The 15,668-nt window shown below is 33.0% G+C and carries 16 protein-coding genes; 15 read left to right on the forward strand and 1 reads right to left on the reverse strand.

Annotated features, from left to right (window positions below):
* Positions 1-41: 41 nt before the first annotated feature.
* The 7 genes from topA to G314FT_RS07170 all read left to right on the forward strand — a co-directional run bounded on the left by topA (position 42) and on the right by G314FT_RS07170 (position 8,239).
* The gene (topA, locus tag G314FT_RS07140) at positions 42-2,123 is read left to right on the forward strand and encodes a type I DNA topoisomerase (RefSeq protein WP_257699942.1); all 2,082 of its coding nucleotides are present in this window, start codon (positions 42-44) and stop codon (positions 2,121-2,123) included.
* Between the two features lie 95 nt (positions 2,124-2,218).
* Positions 2,219-3,535, forward strand: a complete 1,317-nt coding sequence (gene trmFO / locus G314FT_RS07145) for a methylenetetrahydrofolate--tRNA-(uracil(54)-C(5))-methyltransferase (FADH(2)-oxidizing) TrmFO (RefSeq protein WP_257699943.1) — start codon at positions 2,219-2,221, stop codon at positions 3,533-3,535.
* Between the two features lie 151 nt (positions 3,536-3,686).
* Positions 3,687-4,565, forward strand: coding sequence for a tyrosine recombinase XerC (xerC, locus tag G314FT_RS07150; RefSeq protein WP_257699944.1), 879 nt, complete (start codon positions 3,687-3,689; stop codon positions 4,563-4,565).
* 16 nt (positions 4,566-4,581) lie between these two features.
* The gene (hslV, locus tag G314FT_RS07155; RefSeq protein WP_257699946.1) at positions 4,582-5,130 is read left to right on the forward strand and encodes an ATP-dependent protease subunit HslV; all 549 of its coding nucleotides are present in this window, start codon (positions 4,582-4,584) and stop codon (positions 5,128-5,130) included.
* A gap of 12 nt (positions 5,131-5,142) precedes the next feature.
* A complete protein-coding gene (hslU, locus tag G314FT_RS07160) occupies positions 5,143-6,540 on the forward strand; it encodes an ATP-dependent protease ATPase subunit HslU (protein WP_257699949.1) in 1,398 nt (465 codons plus the stop codon).
* 21 nt (positions 6,541-6,561) lie between these two features.
* Positions 6,562-7,356, forward strand: a complete 795-nt coding sequence (codY, locus tag G314FT_RS07165) for a GTP-sensing pleiotropic transcriptional regulator CodY (protein ID WP_257699950.1) — start codon at positions 6,562-6,564, stop codon at positions 7,354-7,356.
* Between the two features lie 10 nt (positions 7,357-7,366).
* Positions 7,367-8,239, forward strand: coding sequence for an aldose 1-epimerase family protein (locus G314FT_RS07170; protein WP_257699952.1), 873 nt, complete (start codon positions 7,367-7,369; stop codon positions 8,237-8,239).
* Positions 8,240-8,383: 144 nt separating this feature from the next.
* Here the strand turns inward: G314FT_RS07170 and G314FT_RS07175 are convergent, their stop codons facing one another.
* Positions 8,384-9,217, reverse strand: coding sequence for a pyruvate, water dikinase regulatory protein (locus G314FT_RS07175; RefSeq protein ID WP_257699954.1), 834 nt, complete (start codon positions 9,215-9,217; stop codon positions 8,384-8,386).
* Positions 9,218-9,342: 125 nt separating this feature from the next.
* On the opposite strand from G314FT_RS07175, the gene G314FT_RS07180 reads away from it, so the two are divergent.
* The 8 genes from G314FT_RS07180 (at position 9,343) to era (ending at position 15,626) form a co-directional block, all read left to right on the forward strand.
* On the forward strand, positions 9,343-9,738 hold the full coding sequence (locus G314FT_RS07180; RefSeq protein WP_423837531.1) for a Fur family transcriptional regulator: 396 nt from the start codon (positions 9,343-9,345) through the stop codon (positions 9,736-9,738).
* A 116-nt stretch (positions 9,739-9,854) separates the two neighbouring features.
* Entirely contained in the window at positions 9,855-10,031 is a 177-nt protein-coding gene (rpsU, locus tag G314FT_RS07185) for a 30S ribosomal protein S21 (RefSeq protein ID WP_071456767.1), read from the forward strand.
* A gap of 23 nt (positions 10,032-10,054) precedes the next feature.
* A complete protein-coding gene (locus G314FT_RS07190) occupies positions 10,055-10,498 on the forward strand; it encodes a GatB/YqeY domain-containing protein (protein ID WP_257699967.1) in 444 nt (147 codons plus the stop codon).
* Between the two features lie 196 nt (positions 10,499-10,694).
* Positions 10,695-11,648, forward strand: coding sequence for a PhoH family protein (locus tag G314FT_RS07195; protein WP_423837497.1), 954 nt, complete (start codon positions 10,695-10,697; stop codon positions 11,646-11,648).
* 24 nt (positions 11,649-11,672) lie between these two features.
* Complete coding sequence (locus G314FT_RS07200) at positions 11,673-13,844, forward strand: HD family phosphohydrolase (RefSeq protein WP_257699969.1); 2,172 nt, start codon at positions 11,673-11,675, stop codon at positions 13,842-13,844.
* 2 nt (positions 13,845-13,846) lie between these two features.
* The gene (gene ybeY, locus G314FT_RS07205) at positions 13,847-14,323 is read left to right on the forward strand and encodes an rRNA maturation RNase YbeY (protein ID WP_257699975.1); all 477 of its coding nucleotides are present in this window, start codon (positions 13,847-13,849) and stop codon (positions 14,321-14,323) included.
* Positions 14,301-14,705 carry a diacylglycerol kinase family protein gene (locus G314FT_RS07210; RefSeq protein ID WP_423837498.1) on the forward strand — a complete coding sequence of 135 codons (405 nt, stop codon included), beginning with the start codon at positions 14,301-14,303 and terminating at the stop codon, positions 14,703-14,705. The genes ybeY and G314FT_RS07210 overlap by 23 nt, the downstream gene beginning before the upstream one ends.
* 15 nt (positions 14,706-14,720) lie before the next feature.
* Positions 14,721-15,626, forward strand: a complete 906-nt coding sequence (gene era / locus G314FT_RS07215) for a GTPase Era (protein WP_257699976.1) — start codon at positions 14,721-14,723, stop codon at positions 15,624-15,626.
* Positions 15,627-15,668 lie beyond the last annotated feature (42 nt).

Raw genomic sequence — 15,668 nt, forward strand, 5'->3', positions numbered from 1 at the left:
ATATAGAAGTATAAATTGTAAAAAAAGAGAGGAAGAGGGGCATGAGTTACAAATATTTAGTGATTGTGGAATCCCCTGCTAAAGCTAAAACGATAGAGAAATATCTCGGAAGAAATTATAAAGTCGTAGCGAGCGTTGGGCATATTAGAGATTTGCCTAAAAGTAAAATGGGTATTGATATTGAAAATAATTTTGAGCCTCACTATATAAATATTAGAGGAAAAGGCCCTGTCATTAAGGATTTAAAGAAATATGCTAAAAAGGCCGAAAAAGTTTATCTCGCAGCCGATCCGGACCGTGAAGGGGAAGCGATTGCGTGGCATTTAGCTCATATTTTAGACTTAGATTTAAATGATAAAAACCGTGTTGTATTTAACGAAATTACAAAAGAAGCTGTTAAACAAGCGTTTAAAGAACCTAGAAAAATAAATATTGATTTAGTCGATGCACAACAAGCAAGACGTATTTTAGACAGACTGGTTGGGTATTCTATTAGTCCTCTATTATGGAAGAAAGTTAAAAAAGGATTGAGTGCTGGTCGTGTACAATCGGTAGCTTTAAAAATGATTATTGACCGTGAAGAAGAAATCAGACAGTTTAAACCAGAAGAATATTGGAGTATTCCAGGGACGTTTTTGAAAAACAAAGCAAAATTCTCAGCTAATTTCTATGGAGTAGATGGGAAAAAGATGAAGTTATCGAATGAGAATGATGTCAAACAAATCACGGAAAAATTAACTGGTCGAGATTATGATGTTGTTAAAGTGACGAAAAAAGAACGTAAAAGAAACCCTGCTAATCCATTTACAACAAGTAGTTTGCAACAAGAAGCTGCGCGTAAACTAAATTTCAGAACAAGAAAAACCATGATGGTAGCTCAACAACTTTACGAGGGAATTAAACTTGGTAAAGGTCAAGGGACAGTTGGTTTAATTACATACATGAGAACAGACTCAACAAGACTGTCGGATACAGCTAAAAGTGAAGCATATGATTTTATTGTTGAGACATACGGACAAGAGTTTTTTGACTCTAAGAAAAAGCCAGCGAAAAAAGCAGAAGGCGCACAAGATGCCCATGAAGCCATTCGTCCATCAAGTGTGATGCGTACACCTGAATCAATTAAAGAATACTTAGATAAAGATCAATTTAAATTGTATTCGCTAATTTGGTCTCGTATGGTTGCTAGCTTAATGTCACCAGCAATTATGGATACGATGCGCGTTGATTTAACGCAAAATGGTATCATTTTTATAGCCAATGGTTCTAAAGTGAAATTCCCAGGATTTATGAAAGTTTATGTTGAGGGAAAAGATGAAGGAAAAGAAGAAAAAGATAATATCTTGCCTGATTTAGAGGTAGGAGACGTTGTCAAATCAGTTGATATCGAACCAAAACAACATTTTACTCAACCGCCAGCTAGATATAGTGAAGCAACACTTGTTAAGACATTGGAAGAACAAGGTGTTGGTCGCCCATCAACCTATGCACCCACTCTTGAAACGATTCAACGACGTTATTACGTTAAATTAAACGCTAGACGTTTTGAACCAACTGAACTTGGTGAGATTGTTAATACGATTATGTGTGAGTATTTCCCACAAATTGTTGATACAACCTTTACAGCCGGAATGGAAAAAGATTTGGATGCTATTGCAGAACACAAAGAACAATGGGTAGATGTTATTAGTCGATTCTACCATCCATTTTCAAAAGAATTGTCAACTGCCGAAGAAAAAATGGAAAAAATTCAGATTAAAGATGAGCCAGCAGGATTTGATTGTGAAGTATGTGGTTCGCCAATGGTGATTAAATTAGGTAAATATGGGAAATTTTATGCTTGTAGTAATTTCCCTGATTGTCGCAACACAAAAGCAATCGTTAAAAAAATTGGTGTAACATGTCCTACATGTAAAAAAGGTGATGTCATCGAGAAGAAAACGAAAAAGAATCGTATTTTTTATGGATGCGACCGATACCCTGATTGTGAATTTACATCGTGGGATAAACCAATTGGACGCGACTGTCCTAAGTGTAGTCACTATCTTGTACAGAAAAAAGTTCGTGGTGGTATGCAGATTATTTGCAGTAACTGCGACTATCAAGAAGACGTGCAAAAATAATGATAGGTTTCTTTTTATAAATTGTGTATAATGCATAGGAGGACAAGAGAACTCACTCTTGTCCTCTACTTAATTACTGAGAAAGAGGTAACTAAATGACAGAGAATAGAGTAACGGTTATTGGAGCAGGACTAGCTGGAAGTGAAGCAGCATGGCAAGCAGCAGAGTCAGGAGCTCAAGTTGATTTATATGAAATGAGAAAAATTAAAAAAACACCAGCACACCACACAGATCAATTTGCTGAATTAGTTTGTACGAACTCATTAAGAGCAAATGGTATTACAAATGCTGCTGGTTTATTAAAAGAAGAGATGAGACAATTTGGTTCAGTTATTATTGCAGCTGCGGATAAAACACAAGTTCCTGCTGGTGGTGCGTTAGCTGTTGATAGAGAAAGTTTTTCTGAAGAAGTAACAAAACAAGTATCTAATCATCCAAATATTACCGTTCATCATGAAGAGATTACTGAAATTCCAACTGAAGGTATTACAGTGATTGCGACTGGTCCTTTAACAAGTGAACCTTTAGCGGAAAGTATCAAAGAATTTACTGAGTCAGAAGGATTATATTTTTATGATGCAGCAGCACCAATCATAGAAAAGTCGTCTATTGATATGAATAAAGTGTATTTGAAATCTCGTTATGACAAAGGTGAGGCAGCATATCTTAATTGTCCAATGACAAAAGAAGAATTTTATGCTTTTAGAGAAGCGTTAGTTAATGCAGAGGTTGCTCCTTTAAAATCATTTGAAAAAGAAAAATTCTTTGAAGGGTGTATGCCAATTGAAGTTATGGCAAATCGTGGTGAAAAAACGATGACATTTGGTCCATTAAAACCAGTTGGATTGGAAGATCCAAAAACAGGTAAACGTCCATATGCTGTTGTTCAACTCCGTCAAGATAATGCGGCAGCATCACTTTATAATATTGTTGGATTCCAAACGCATTTAAAATGGGGCGAACAAAAACGTATTATTCAAATGATTCCTGGATTAGAGAACGCAGAAATCGTGAGATATGGTGTGATGCATCGAAATACGTTTATGAATTCACCGGAATTACTTGATCCAACGTATCAATCACGTAAGAAACCAACGTTATTCTTTGCTGGTCAAATGACTGGTGTAGAAGGTTATGTTGAAAGTGCAGCAAGTGGTATCTTAGCAGGACGAAATGCAGCTAGACTTGCACAAGGAAAAGAACCAATTGTACTGCCACAAGAAACAGCGATTGGTGGTATGGCACACTATATCACACATACATCTGGGAAACATTTCCAACCGATGAATGTAAACTTTGGTTTATTCCCAGAGTTACCAGAGAGAATTCGTGATAAAAAAGAACGTTACACACAAATTGCTAATCGAGCACTTGAAGCGACAAAAGAGTCGTTAACATTATTTGAGAAATAGTATGTCATTTGACATGCTATTTTTTTATGGTTTGTTTAAAAATTTGTATAAATTACTTAAAACATATAAATATATTGGTAAAAAAAATTTTTGTATGTTACATTAATTTTATAATTTGTAATGAAAGGGGTTGATTTCGATTGATCACTTAGTGTTATTTTTAAGATATCTAGTAGATGAGCGACATTATTCATTACAAACAAAACACGCCTATGAGGATGATGTCACACATTTTTTTGAGTTTTTGGAAGAAACAGGAAATTCTGACTATTTAAACATCACGTTTCAAGATGCTCGAGTATATTTAGCTTATCTTCATGATAAAGAATATAGTCGTAATACGATTAGTCGGAAAATTTCGAGTCTTCGCTCTTTTTATCAATTTTTAATCAAAAATGAGTGGATTAAAGATAATCCATTTAGTTATATACAAATGAAAAAAAAGAATAATAAATTACCAAATTTTTTATATGAAAAGGAAATTGCTATTTTATTCGATTCGGTATCAGGTCAGTCACTATTAGACAAACGAAACCGAGCGTTACTAGAATTATTGTATGCTACAGGGATTCGTGTGTCAGAATGTGTTTCAATTGAATTAAATGATTTAGATATAGATAATGGGATTGTATTAATTAATGGAAAAGGTGGCAAACAACGGTACGTTCCTTTTGGGTCATTTTGCACGGATGCATTGATTGATTATATCTCAACAACTCGGGTAGAATTAATGATTAAATATCAATGTACTCATGAAAAGTTGTTTATTAATCATCATGGACAAGCATTAACGGCGAAAGGTGTGCAATATATATTGGATAAGCTAATTAAAAAAAGTAGTTTAACAACAAATATTCATCCACATATTTTTAGACATACGTTTGCCACACATTTGTTAGATAATGGAGCAGATATGAGAACGGTTCAAGAATTATTAGGACATTCTAGTTTGTCTTCTACTCAAATATATACGCACGTTACAACTAGTGCATTACAAAAAAATTATCGGAATTTTCATCCGAGAGCTTAGAATAGGAGAATTATTTATGGGATATACAACATTTCACTCAACAACTATTTGTGCAGTAGAAAAAGACGGAAAATTTGCTATGGCTGGCGATGGCCAAGTAACCATGGGTGAATCAGTCGTGATGAAAGGGACAGCTAGAAAAGTTAGACGTATTTATAACGATGAAGTTGTCGTAGGATTTGCCGGTAGTGTGGCTGATGCGTTTAATCTTGAAGGAAAATTTGAAGAAAAACTAAATCAATACAAAGGTAACCTGATGCGTGCAGCTGTTGAACTTGCCATGCAGTGGCGTAGTGATCGCGCTATGCAAAAATTAGAGGCAATGCTCATTGTAATGAATGATAAAGAAATGCTCGTTGTTTCAGGTACTGGAGAAGTCATTGCACCAGATGATGGCATTTTAGCGATTGGCTCTGGTGGTAATTATGCTTTAGCAGCAGCTAGAGCGCTAAAACGAGATGGTCGCGATGATTTAACAGCAGGAGAAATTGCTAAAGCAGCTTTAAACGTTGCAGGAGATATTTGTGTATACACAAACCACAACATTATTGTAGAAGAATTATAGGAGATGACGTTAATGAGTACAGTAACAAAAACACCAAGACAAATTGTAGAAGAATTAGATCAATATATTATTGGACAAAATAAAGCAAAAAAATCTGTTGCAGTGGCTTTGCGTAATCGTTATCGTCGTATGCAATTAGATGACGTAATGCAACAAGATATCACACCTAAAAATCTATTAATGATTGGACCAACTGGTGTTGGTAAAACAGAAATTGCCAGACGACTTGCTAAAATTGTTAATGCACCATTTGTAAAAGTTGAGGCAACAAAATTTACAGAAGTTGGTTATGTGGGTCGCGATGTTGAATCAATGGTTCGTGATTTGGTTGAAGCAAGTATTACCATTGTGAAAAAAGACCAATATAGTCAAGTTTATTCAAAAGCAAAAAAAGCTGCGGAAGATAGATTGGTTAAATTATTAGTACCTGGTATCAAAAAAGAAAAACGTCAATCAACGAATCAATTTGATATGATGATGCAAATGATGAATGGATTCCAACAAAATAATGACGAAGAAAAAGAAGAAGTGACCGATTCTATCAGAGTAAGTCGTGAAACAGTTCAATCTCAACTGGAAAAAGGTCAGCTTGAAGATAGAGAAATAACAATTGAAGTCGAAGAGAAAAAACAAACGCCAACGATGAATAACGGGTTGGAACAAATGGGAATTGATTTAGGTGATGCTCTCAATTCATTAACACCTAAGAAAAAAATCAAACGCACAGTGACTGTGAAAGAAGCACGTGAAATTTTAATTAATGAAGAATCTGAAAAACTTGTTAATAGTGCAGATATTCATAGTGAAGCAATTAAATTAGCACAAAATAATGGGATTATTTTTATTGATGAGTTTGACAAAATTACGTCTAAGTCTGAAAGTAATGGTCAAGTGTCTCGAGAAGGGGTTCAACGTGATATTTTACCGATTGTTGAAGGATCTATTGTCAACACGAAATATGGTACAATCGAAACAGATCATATTTTATTTATTGCATCAGGTGCGTTTCACTTAAGTAAACCAAGTGATTTGATACCTGAATTACAAGGTCGCTTCCCAATTCGTGTGGAATTAGATGATTTAACAGCAGAAGATTTTGTCCGCATCTTAACTGAACCAAACAACGCATTGATCAAACAATATATCGCCTTACTTAAAACTGAAAATATTGATGTGACATTTACTAAAGAAGCAATCGAACGCTTGTCTCATATCGCGTATAACGTAAATAGTGAAACAGATAATATTGGAGCAAGACGCTTGCATACTATTTTAGAAAAATTATTAGAAGATTTATTATTCGAATCTCCTGATATGTCAATGGGTGAAATTACCATCACTGAACAATATGTTAATGAAAAACTCGGTGAAATATCTGAAGATGAAGATTTGAGTCGTTATATTTTATAAGAACTGTTTAGGAGTGGTGGTATGGATGATTTATTGCAAAAAACACGTATGATTAATGAATTGTTACAAAAAGAAAATACCATTCAAGAAGAAAAAGAACTGCCTTATTTACAAATGGCACAAGTATTATCGGATATTATGGAGTGTAATACTTATATTTTGTCAAAAGATGGTGAATTATTAGGATATTCTGTGGTACATGATTTTAATAATGAACGAATTAATGAAATGATTACTAAACATCAATTTCCTCATTCGTACACTACTTTATTAAAGGATATTCAACAAACAGTTGAAAATATTCCAATCGATGAAGAATTAACTATTTTTCCTTTTGAATTAAAGAAAGAATTAACTAACGCCTACACAACTCTTGTTCCAATATTTGGAGCAGGAGCTAGGCTTGGTACAATTCTTTTAGGTCGTGTAAATAAAAAATTTAACACAGAAGATTTTATCTTAGGCGAATATAGTGCAACGGTTGTTGGTATGCAATTACTCTATCAAAAATCTGGCGATATAGAGAAACAAATGCGTGAAACAAGTATGGTTCAGATGGCATTAAAGTCTTTATCTTTTAGTGAATTAAAGGCGATTAAAGCAATTTTTGAAGAATTGGATGAACAAGAAGGTATTTTAACAACATCTAGTATTGCCGATAGAATAGGAATAACTCGCTCGGTTATTGTAAATGCTTTACGTAAACTTGAATCAGGAGGCGTAATTGAAACACGCTCTTTGGGGATGAAAGGAACGTTTATAAAAATAACTAATCAACAATTAATTAACTTGCTTGATAAAGAAACGGTTGTTTAAGAGGAACGTCATGACGTTAAAATTAGAGTCGGATACTGCTATAGTAATCATTAATCAATTTGGAGCTGAGTTATCTAGTTTTATTTTAAAAGAAACGGGTGTTGAATACATTTGGCAAGCGGATTCACATTTTTGGGGACGTCATGCACCAATTTTATTTCCGTTTGTTGGTAGATTAAAAGATAATACCTATTCTTATCAGAACAAAAATTATTCGATGGGACAACATGGCTTTGCTCGTAATATGTTATTTGATGTGGTTGAACAAACGAGTAACTCTGCTATATTGGAGTTAAAGAATAATCAAGAAACGCTAACAAATTATCCTTTTGAATTTCGACTACTAATAGGTTATCAGTTAGATGGAACAATGTTAACCATTAATTATGAGGTATCAACGCTCTCTGATGAAATGTATTTTTCTATTGGGGGACACCCTGCATTTAATATTCCTTTAATTGAAGGAACAGAGATGAGTGATTATTATCTTCATTTTTCACCATCGAAATCACGAATTAAAATTCCTTTAAAAGGAGCTTATATAAATAGTGAGTGTAAAACTTTGGCACAAACAAACACATCCATTCAATTAAAACATACGCTTTTTAAAGAAGATGCTCAAATTTTAGAAACAAAGGGAAGAAATACTTTTTCTATTTTATCTGATAAGCATTCACATGGTGTGATAGTGAGTTATGAAGAGTTTCCGTTTGTTGGTTTCTGGAGCCCTAATACAATTGAAGCGCCGTTTGTTTGTATTGAACCTTGGTGTGGAATAGCTGACGATATTTCTAGCAATGGAAAAATTGAAGAGAAAATCGGGATTAATAAATTAACTAAAGGTAATCACTTTAATAAAAGTTATACTATAAGAATTCAATAAAATAAAAAGAGACTGAGCCAAAAGTAATTTTGGTAATAAAATCACTTAACTAACAAAATAGAAATCCCATGAAATCAACGTTGTAATTAACGGATTTCATGGGATTCTTTTTATTTTAAGATTTTTTAGTCAGCCTCTTTTTTATTATCCAAAATAACTAGTATCTTCAATATTTAATTCACTTAAAATAATAGAAGCAGTTTCTTCTATAGAAAGTTGTGCAACATTAATGACTAAACAACCTAATTTTTTATATAAATCATTAGCAAAATCAAGTTCACGTTTGATTTTATCAATATCTGAATAAGCAGTATCTGGATTTAAGCCATAAGATTTCATTCGTTCTCGGCGGATACGATTTAATACTTTTGGATTATTTGTCAAACCAACAATTTTTTTCGGATCAACCTCCCAAAGTTGTGGTGGAATATGTGCTTCCGGTATTAGCGGCAAGTTTGCAACTTTTAAATTTTTATTGGCTAAAAACAAACTTAGCGGTGTTTTTGACGTACGTGAGACACCTAGGAGAAGAATATCAGCTTCTAAAAATCCTTTAGGGTTTTTACCATCATCATATTTTACAGCGAATTCCATTGCACTAATTCTCTCAAAGTAATTTTTACTTAAAAAATGCATCGCACCTGGTAAACGACTTGGCTCTAATCCAGTTCGTTTGGATAATTCTCCAACTAGTCCTGATAAGAGATCAATCATAAAAAGATTCTGTTGTTTACCGTAGTTGTTGGCTATATGAACTAAATCTTTAGATACAAGAGTGTGAAGGACAATAGCATCGAGAGCTTTTGCTTCATCTAAGGCTTGCACTAGTTCTTCTTCGCGATAGATGAACGCGCGTTTAATGATTTGTATTTTTATTTTTGCATCTTCATATTGTGCCATGGAGGCTTGGGCTAGTTTAGAAGCTGTTTCGCCAGCTGAATCAGAAATAATAAAAATACTGATACGTTGGTCAGTCATAAACGTTTCACATCCTTAATATTTTTACTTTATTTAAATTATAGCATATAATATGACATAAACGATGATTATTATGAAGAGAGGGAGAGATTTTGGAAAAAGAATTAGATTATGCAATAGCGACAATGAAAGACAATGGCTTAAAGTATACAAAAAAACGTTCGGATATACTTTCTTTTTTAATTAATGAAAATCGTTATGTTGCAGCGTTAGATGTATTTAATTTTATGAACAATAAATATCAAGGTGTGAGTTATGATACGATTTATCGGAATTTAAGAGATTTTGCAGAATTAAATATTTTAGAGGAAACTGAGTTACAAGGTGAAAAAAGATATCGATTCCATTGTGATGTTCATGGGGAACACCATCATCATCACTTTATTTGTACTTCTTGTGGTGCAACACGAGAGATTCATATGTGTCCAATGGATATGTTTCAAGAACAGCTGCCAGGTTGCTTAATTGAAGGTCATCGTTTTGAAATATTAGGAAAATGCGAGAAATGTTTAAAAAATTAACAATAGGTAGTTGACGAGAAAAACTCAATTAGCTATAATATATTGTGAACAGTTTTTTGTTTAAGATTACTTTATATAAAAAACGGTTACCAAAAAGTTTGGAGGGAGGGATTTATATGTCAAAAACTGTTGTTCGTAAAAACGAATCATTAGATGACGCTCTTCGTCGCTTCAAACGTTCCGTTTCAAAAACTGGTACTTTACAGGAGTACCGCAAGCGTGAATACTACGAAAAACCAAGTGTTAAACGCAAGAAAAAGTCTGAAGCTGCAAGAAAACGTAAAAAATACTAGTTTTAATGAATGGATCTGATATTATGACTCTATTGAATAGGTTAAACAATGATATCAAAGTAGCGATGAAAGCAAAAGATAAAGAAACATTATCTGTTTTACGGATGATGAAATCTTCTATTCAAAATGAGGAAATCAAAAAAGGTGAATCATTATCACCTGATGAAGAATTAACTGTCTTATCTAGAGAGATGAAACAACGTAAAGATTCGTTACAGGAATTTAACCAAACTGATCGTCCAGATTTAGCAGAAAAAGTTTCTGGTGAGATTAAAATTGTTGAGCGTTATATGCCTGAACAATTATCTGAAGATGAATTACGAAACATTGTTCAATCGGCAATAGATGAAACAGGTGCATCATCAATGAAAGATTTCGGAAAAGTAATGGGTGTTGTTATGCCTAAAACTAAAGGGAGAGCTGACGGTCAGAAAGTTAACTCTTTAGTAAAAGAAAGTTTAGCATAGTCTATTATTGGTTCTTTATTAATTGTATATGAAAGATTTTTTAGAAGATAGTGGTGGTTATTACCTCTATCTTCTTTTTTATGCTATACTACAGACTTCTAAAGATGAAAAGATGTTTGAAAGCACCCTCGTTATTTTTTTTATTTAGAGAGTGTGGTATTATTTAGGTTATAAGAAGATGAAGGAGCTGTAGTGATTGACATCAGAAACAACATTAGTATTTATGTTAGATAAGAACATTGAAAGCAATGATTTGTTTGGTACACATGATAAACATATTAAAATACTTGAGGAATATTTGAATGTATCAATTTCTTCAAGAGGAGAGGTTGTTCATTTATCAGGAAATGTTGAAAATGTCTCCATGGTTCAAGATATTTTAACTGCAATACAACAGTTGATTCTAAGGGGACATAAAATTACAAGTAGTGATATGTTAACAGCTATTCAATTAGCGAAAAAAGGACAATTAGAGACATTCTTTAGTCTATACGAACACGCTTTATTAAAAGATAATAAAGGAAATGCCATTCGTGTAAAAAATGATGGTCAGAAAAAATATATTCAAGCCATTAAAAAAAATGATGTGACGTTTGGTATTGGTCCTGCTGGAACAGGAAAAACGTTTTTAGCAGTTGTAATGGCAGTGAGTGCCTTAAAAAAAGGTGAGGTAGAAAAAATTATTTTAACACGTCCAGCTGTTGAAGCAGGGGAAAACCTAGGATTTCTACCTGGAGATTTACAAGAAAAAGTTAATCCATATTTGCGACCTGTTTATGATGCGCTGTATCAAGTTTTAGGTATGGAACACACAGCCCGTTTAATGGATAGAGGTGTCATTGAAATCGCCCCTCTTGCTTATATGAGAGGAAGAACATTGGAAGAAGCTTTTGTGATATTAGATGAAGCTCAAAATACAACAAATGCACAAATGAAAATGTTTTTAACTCGTTTAGGAAATCATTCTAAGATGATTATAAATGGAGATAAAACGCAAATAGATTTACCTCGTGGGGTTGAAAGTGGGTTAATTCATGCTGAAAAAATTTTAAGAGGTATTAAACGAATTGCGTTTATAGAATTTTCAACACAAGATGTGGTGAGACATCCGGTGGTTGCTGATATCATTAAAGCATATGCAGATAACTAAAAGGAGATAAAAGGAGTGAAAGTAATGAAAAAAATCCAACAAGTGCCTAATGTGCTTGGTAAATACTATACCCCTTTAATTCTGTTTTTAATGTCATTAATCATGTTTAGTTTGATGTTTGGTAGTGTAAGACAAAAACAAGTCACTTATAAAGTGGGCCAATTATCAAGTGAAACAATACGCGCTAATAAAACCATTGAAAATAAAGATGAAACAAAAGAAAAACAAAAGTTGGCAATGGAAAGTGTGACACCAGAGTACACTTACAATCCAGATGTTGAGACAAAGCAAATTGAATATGTTAAAACCATTTTTGATTTAGTAAATCAAGTCAATGAAACAGCTGAAAAACAATATAATGAAAAAAAGAGTAGTTCAAAGCCTACTGTAGAAGATAAACTACCCATGTTAAAATCTAATTTTGAAAAATATAGTCAAAATGATATTGCATTTTTTCAGTCTTTTCCAGACACTTTTTATGAACAATTACTTGAGTTATCTAGTTCTGATTTAACTAAACTTGAAGAAACGTCTGAGAACACATTGAAAACAATTTTGGCTAAACATATTAGAAATTCTACGCTTCAAGGGGAAAAACAAACAGCAAAAGAAATGGTGCAGTACGATGAGTTTAGTTCACAAGAGATTAATTTACTTGTGATGATTTTTGATAAAGCAATCGTAGTGAATGAAGTGGTAAACGATAAAGCAACAGAATCTATGAAAGAAAGTGCTAAAAATAATGTGCTTCCTGTGATGATTTATCAAGGTGAAATTATTGTCCGTGAAGGCGAACAAATTGATTCTAAGGCAATGGAGAAAATAAAGTTACTTGGCTTAACTAATCAATCTACGTCAACTTCGCCATTGTTATCTATGTTACTTGTTATTTTGTTACAAGTCGTATTAATAGGGTATATTTTACGACATTCTAATCAAGAAGTACGTGTTAAAAGTGTTACCTTATATGCTGTTGCTATTACAGTGAGTGTTCTATTTATGAAATTACTTTATTTATTTCAAAAAGATAATTTAAGTAATGTTTCTCTATTATTCCCAGCAGCATTTGGATCGGTTATTTTATATATGTTTTTAGATAAACGATGGGGATTATTAATGGGGATGTTTCAAGCTATTTTTTCTATCTTTATTTTCTATAATTTAGCGGGAACCACATCACTATTAGTTATTTCACTTTTTTATATGTTTTCTGCATTTGTGTCAACTTTTTTAGTTAACGAACGAATAGGTGTACAATTAAAAGAAGCATTCTTTTTATTGATTATTATGCCAATTCTTTTTATGGCAGTATTAGTGATTTATCAAGGATTTAATATTGGTGATAGTCGTTCTATTACAACGTTATTTATTTCGACTGGTAGTGGGTTATTCTCATTTATTTTATCAATTGGATTATACCCTTACATTGAATTATTATTGACTGATGATAGTGTGATTGTTTTAAATGAGTTGAGTAATCCAAATCAGCCTTTATTAAAACAATTACTTGAAGAAGCACCAGGAACCTATCATCATAGTATGATGGTGGCTAGTTTAAGTGCGAATGCCGTTGCTCAAATTGGAGGTAATTCTCTATTAACACGTGTGGCAAGTTATTATCATGATGTCGGTAAAATTAAACATGCTAATTTTTTCGTGGAAAATTTACCAGATGGGGCAGAAAATCCTCACAATTTCTTGTTACCATCAGATAGTAAAGAAATTATTTTTAGCCATGTAACAGATGGTGTGAAAATATTAGAAGAAGCTGGTATGCCTCAATTTGTCATTGATGTATGTCAACAACATCATGGTACTACTTTGATGAAATATTTCTTTATTAAAGAACAAGAAAGAAATCCTGAAACAACAGAAGAAGCATTTCGTTATCCAGGTCCAAAGCCTCAATCTCGTGAAGCAGGGGTTATTAATATTGCGGATAGTGCTGAAGCAGCTGTTAGAGCAATGGATCATCCAACAAATGATAAAATAAAAGACTTCGTCCATAACTTAATCCAATCAAGGCTAGAAGATGGACAATTAATTGAGACCGGTTTAACCTTGGATGAAATTGCAATTATTGAAAAATCACTTGTTGATGGATTGTGCTCAACTTTCCATTCACGTATTAAATATCCTAAGATGAAATCTGAAGCAGAAAAAATGAAACAAGAACAAGAAGAAAGAGGGATTTAACGATGGACTTGGTACTCGTTGATAAAACAGACTCCTTATCTAAAGAACAATTAGAAATGGTTTCATCTATCATTGATTTTGCCGCAAAAAATGAAGAAATTGATTTACCAGATAACACGGAAATGTCTGTGACGTTTGTAGATGATGTAGAAATACATCAAATAAATAAAGAACATCGTCAAAAAGATCGTCCAACAGATGTGATTAGTTTTGCTTTGGAAGAAGAGGATTTGTCAGGATTTGATTTTGATTTAGAAGAACTTGGTTTACCACGAAATATAGGGGATTTATTTATTTCTGTAGATCGTACGAAAGATCAAGCAGCTGAATTTAATCATTCATTTGATAGAGAACTTGGTTTTTTAACCATTCATGGTTTTCTTCATTTAAATGGCTATGACCATATGACGCCAGAAGATGAAAAAAATATGTTTGATTTGCAAAGAAAGATTTTAAATGATTATGGCTTGGAACGATAGACAAACAGAAAAAAATCGTTGTTTTTGTCAGTCTTTGATTCATGCATTGCATGGATTAAAGACTGTTGTCGAAGAAGAAAGAAATATGAGGTATCATTTGTTTTTAGGAACAAGTGCGATTGTTTTAGGATTTATATGTCATATTTCTAAATATGAATGGTTATGGCTAGTGTGTGCGATTGTTTTGGTTTTGATGGCAGAGATGGTAAACACAGCTTTTGAAGTATTGGTTGATTTAGTAACCAATAAAACCTATCACTCGTTAGCTAAAAAGATTAAGGATATGTCAGCTGGAATGGTATTATTAAGTGCATGTTTTGCTCTTTTTGTCGGTATGGTGATATTTTTACCTAAAATAATACATGTTTGGATTGGTAGTTAAGAAAGGATAAGATAAATGTCAGAACAAAATTTTAAATCAGGCTTTGTTGCCATAGTTGGTCGACCAAATGTTGGAAAATCAACTTTATTAAATCGAATTGTGGCTCAAAAAATTGCGATTATGAGTAATAAAGCTCAAACAACACGAAATAAAATTCAAGGAATTTATACAACAAAAGAAGCGCAAATTGTGTTTATTGATACACCAGGAATCCACAAACCTAAAAATAAATTAGGTGATTTCATGGTAGAAACAGCATATAGTGCATTGCGCGAAGTCGATGCCATTATCTTTATGGTTAGTGCTGATATGCCAAGAGGACGTGGAGACGATTTTATTATTGAACGTTTGAAGACAGCAGATGCACCTGTGTATTTAGTGATAAATAAAATTGATACTGTTCATCCAGATGATTTATTGCCAATTATTGATGATTATCGTCAAGAGTTAGATTTTAAAGAAATCGTACCAATTTCGGCAACAGAAGGAAATAATGTAGAACATCTATTAGAAACACTAGTAAATGATATGCCTGAAGGCCCCCAGTTTTTCCCAGATGATCAAGTAACAGATCACCCAGAGTATTTTATTGTGTCTGAGTTGATTCGTGAAAAAGTATTACAATTAACCGAACAAGAAGTGCCTCATTCTGTTGCGGTAGTCACAGAAAGCATGAAACGAGATGATAATGATAAAATTCATATTCAAGCAACTATCATTGTAGAACGTGATAGTCAAAAAGGAATTATCATTGGTAAAGGCGGAAAAATGCTAAAAAATATCGGAACGAAAAGTCGTAAAGATATTGAAAATTTACTAGGAGACAAAGTTTTTCTAGAATTATGGGTTAAAGTACAAAAAAATTGGCGTGATAAACGTCGTGATTTACAAAATTATGGTTATAGAGAAACAGATTATTAAACATGGAATTTTTCCATGTTTTTTAGTTGTTAAGGAGGTAAG

It is taken from the genome of Vagococcus luciliae (assembly GCF_024637875.1).
Classification (GTDB): domain Bacteria; phylum Bacillota; class Bacilli; order Lactobacillales; family Vagococcaceae; genus Vagococcus; species Vagococcus luciliae.

Excerpts from the sequence above, each read along its gene's own strand:
- topA (WP_257699942.1), top strand. The coding sequence starts at position 42 with ATGAGTTACAAATATTTAGTGATTGTGGAATCCCCTGCTAAAGCTAAA.
- trmFO (WP_257699943.1), top strand. The coding sequence starts at position 2,219 with ATGACAGAGAATAGAGTAACGGTTATTGGAGCAGGACTAGCTGGAAGT.
- hslV (WP_257699946.1), top strand. The coding sequence starts at position 4,582 with ATGGGATATACAACATTTCACTCAACAACTATTTGTGCAGTAGAAAAA.
- hslU (WP_257699949.1), top strand. The coding sequence starts at position 5,143 with ATGAGTACAGTAACAAAAACACCAAGACAAATTGTAGAAGAATTAGAT.
- codY (WP_257699950.1), top strand. The coding sequence starts at position 6,562 with ATGGATGATTTATTGCAAAAAACACGTATGATTAATGAATTGTTACAA.
- G314FT_RS07170 (WP_257699952.1), top strand. The coding sequence starts at position 7,367 with ATGACGTTAAAATTAGAGTCGGATACTGCTATAGTAATCATTAATCAA.
- G314FT_RS07175 (WP_257699954.1), bottom strand. The coding sequence starts at position 9,217 with ATGACTGACCAACGTATCAGTATTTTTATTATTTCTGATTCAGCTGGC.
- G314FT_RS07180 (WP_423837531.1), top strand. The coding sequence starts at position 9,343 with ATGAAAGACAATGGCTTAAAGTATACAAAAAAACGTTCGGATATACTT.
- rpsU (WP_071456767.1), top strand. The coding sequence starts at position 9,855 with ATGTCAAAAACTGTTGTTCGTAAAAACGAATCATTAGATGACGCTCTT.
- G314FT_RS07190 (WP_257699967.1), top strand. The coding sequence starts at position 10,055 with ATGACTCTATTGAATAGGTTAAACAATGATATCAAAGTAGCGATGAAA.
- G314FT_RS07200 (WP_257699969.1), top strand. The coding sequence starts at position 11,673 with ATGAAAAAAATCCAACAAGTGCCTAATGTGCTTGGTAAATACTATACC.
- ybeY (WP_257699975.1), top strand. The coding sequence starts at position 13,847 with ATGGACTTGGTACTCGTTGATAAAACAGACTCCTTATCTAAAGAACAA.
- G314FT_RS07210 (WP_423837498.1), top strand. The coding sequence starts at position 14,301 with ATGATTATGGCTTGGAACGATAGACAAACAGAAAAAAATCGTTGTTTT.
- era (WP_257699976.1), top strand. The coding sequence starts at position 14,721 with ATGTCAGAACAAAATTTTAAATCAGGCTTTGTTGCCATAGTTGGTCGA.